A 3,002-nucleotide genomic window follows, 5' to 3' on the forward strand; every position below is an offset into this window, starting at 1 on the left:
GATCACACCTCATACGCTGCGTCATTCGTTTGCAACACATTTATTAGAAAATGGAGCAGATTTACGTTCCGTGCAAGAAATGCTTGGACATGCTGATATTTCAACTACACAAATATATACCCATATTTCCAAAACGCGACTCAAAGATATGTATGAACAATTTCATCCAAGAGCTTAAACAGTGAGAAGAAGGGCGGATAATATGAAACCATTTAAACGAATTTTTTTAATAGTATTAGACTCTGTAGGGATTGGACAAGCTCCAGACGCTCAGAAATATAATGATGTTGGAGCAGATACATTAGGTAATATTGCTAAATACATGGGTGGAATTCATTTACCGAATTTAGAAAAGCTCGGGCTAGGAAACATTAAAGAATTCGAAGGTGTTAAACCCGTAGAAAAACCTTTAGCTCATTATACAAAAATGCAGGAAGTATCTGCTGGAAAAGATACGATGACCGGGCATTGGGAATTAATGGGGCTAAATATTAAACAACCATTTCAAACATTTCCAAACGGATTTCCCGAAGAATTAATCAATAACTTAGAAGAAAGAACTGGAAGAAAAATTATTGGAAATAAGCCTGCATCTGGAACAGCAATTATAGAGGAATTAGGGAAGGAACATTTGGAAACTGGTGCGTTAATTGTGTACACTTCCGCAGATTCTGTATTACAAATTGCTGCTCATGAAGAAGTTGTATCACTTGAGGAATTATATGAAATTTGTGAAATTGCACGTGAATTAACGATGGATGAAAGATATTTAGTTGGTAGAGTTATCGCAAGGCCGTTTATAGGAGAAGTAGGAAACTTTACTAGAACAGCGAACAGACATGATTATGCATTAAAACCTTTTGACAGAACAGTAATGGATGAGCTTAAAAGTGCCAATTATGATGTAATTTCTTTAGGTAAAATTTCCGATATCTTTGATGGAGAAGGGATTACAAAAGCAGTTCGCACAAAAAGTAATGATGATGGAATGGAAAAGCTCTACCAAACTGTTCAAACAAGTTTCCATGGACTTTGCTTTATTAATTTAGTTGATTTCGATGCATTATATGGTCACAGACGCGATCCAATTGGATATGGAAAAGCATTAGAGCAATTTGATCGTAAATTGGATTCTATAATGAATTTGCTCGAATCCGACGATTTACTTATTATAACAGCCGACCACGGGAATGATCCAACACATCACGGAACGGATCATACACGTGAATATGTGCCATTACTTGTTTATCATAATGAAATAAAATTAGGGAAGGCTTTATCCATTCGTCAAACATTTGCCGATGTTGGCGCAACAATCGCTGATAATTTTAACGTGACTCCACCAAAATATGGAGAAAGTTTTTTAGCGCAAATAAATGAAAATAGGTGATTACTTTGCGAATGTATGATGTAATCGAAAAAAAACGAGATGGTTTTGAATTATCGACTGCAGAAATTAACTTTATCATTGAAAACTATACGAATGGTACTATTCCTGATTATCAAATGAGTGCATTATTAATGGCAATATATTTTAAAGGTATGACAATTGAAGAAAGTGCTGCACTCACAATGGCAATGGTTAACAGTGGTAAAACAGTAGATTTATCTCGTATCGAGGGGATAAAAGTTGATAAACATTCGACTGGTGGTGTTGGAGATACAACTACGCTTATTTTGGCACCATTAGTTGCTTCAGCGGGTGTCGTTGTACCAAAAATGAGTGGGAGAGGGTTAGGACATACAGGAGGAACGATCGATAAATTAGAGTCGATTCCCGGTTTCCATGTTGAAATAACGAATGATCAATTTGTGGAACATGTAAATAAAAATCATTTAGCAATCATCGGGCAATCAGATAATCTAGCTCCGGCAGATAAACTACTATATAGCTTAAGAGATGTAACGGCAACAGTAAATTCAATTCCACTTATTTCTAGTTCCATTATGAGTAAAAAAATTGCTTCCGGTGCCGATGCAATTGTACTTGATGTTAAAACTGGTTCAGGGGCATTTATGAAAACCAAGGAAGATGCAATAAAATTAGCTGAAAATATGGTTGAAATCGGTAAACGAGTAGGGAAGAAAACAGTTGCGATCATTTCAAGCATGGAACAACCACTTGGCTTTGCGGTTGGAAATGCGCTTGAAATAAAAGAGGCGATTAAAACACTGAAAGGACAGGGACCAAAGGATTTAACAGAACTTTCAATTGAACTTGGAAGTCATATGGTTGTTTTAGCAAATAAGGCGAAAACTATTGCAGAAGCAAAAGAAATATTATTTGAAAATATTCAATCAGGTAAAGCTATAAATGTATTTCAGACATTTATAAAGTCTCAGGGTGGTGACGAGCGTATCGTCCAAGATCCTTCTCTATTACCACAAGCTCACAATCAAATACCGATTTATTCAAAAGAAACTGGATTTATTACAAGGCTTATTGCAGAGCAAATAGGAAAAGCCGCTATGATGCTAGGTGCCGGAAGACAAACAAAAGATTCCGTTATCGATCTTGCCGTCGGTATTGAGTTACATAAAAAACTTGGGGATGAAGTAAAAAAAGGTGACGTATTATTTACCATTCATTCCAATGAGAAAGATATTTCTCAAATTAAAAGAATGTTAGATACTAGTTTTGAAATTGGCAACGCCAAAGTAAATGATCAATTAATTCTAGAAACAATTATATAAGCACAAAACCCTCTGATTTTCAGGGGGTATTTTAATAGTATTAATTATATTATTATTTCGTTATTTTAAATTTAAAACTTGAAAAGCCACATTACTTGTTCCTTCGAAATGACTTAAGACTGCATTTGACTATCATAAAGATTTATTATTCTTTCACAAAATCCATAAACTGTGCAGTAACTTAGGTTAACTTGCTCTGTAAATATCTAAACAAAGTTGTGATATAAAATCCGCTACGGAAATACACTGCGCTTTCCGTGGGCGGCTGATGAGCCTACTCGTCGCTTCGCTCCAGCGTAGTCTCACCG

General features: G+C 35.5%; 3 protein-coding genes. All 3 read left to right on the plus strand.

The genetic code is table 11. The features are described 5' to 3' along the window. On the plus strand, nucleotides 1-178 hold a 178-nt coding region (locus ACPYKA_RS02335; protein ID WP_479540849.1), incomplete at its 5' end, for a tyrosine-type recombinase/integrase. A gap of 24 nt (nucleotides 179-202) precedes the next feature. Then, nucleotides 203-1,390: a phosphopentomutase gene (gene deoB, locus ACPYKA_RS02340; protein ID WP_479540812.1), complete on the plus strand. Its 1,188-nt coding sequence runs from the start codon at nucleotides 203-205 to the stop codon at nucleotides 1,388-1,390. A 5-nt stretch (nucleotides 1,391-1,395) separates the two neighbouring features. Continuing rightward, complete coding sequence (locus ACPYKA_RS02345) at nucleotides 1,396-2,694, plus strand: pyrimidine-nucleoside phosphorylase (RefSeq protein WP_479540813.1); 1,299 nt, start codon at nucleotides 1,396-1,398, stop codon at nucleotides 2,692-2,694. Nucleotides 2,695-3,002 lie beyond the last annotated feature (308 nt).

Origin of the sequence: Pseudogracilibacillus amylolyticus (SeqCode), from assembly GCF_051918545.1 — a bacterium.
Lineage (GTDB): Bacteria > Bacillota > Bacilli > Bacillales > Amphibacillaceae > Pseudogracilibacillus.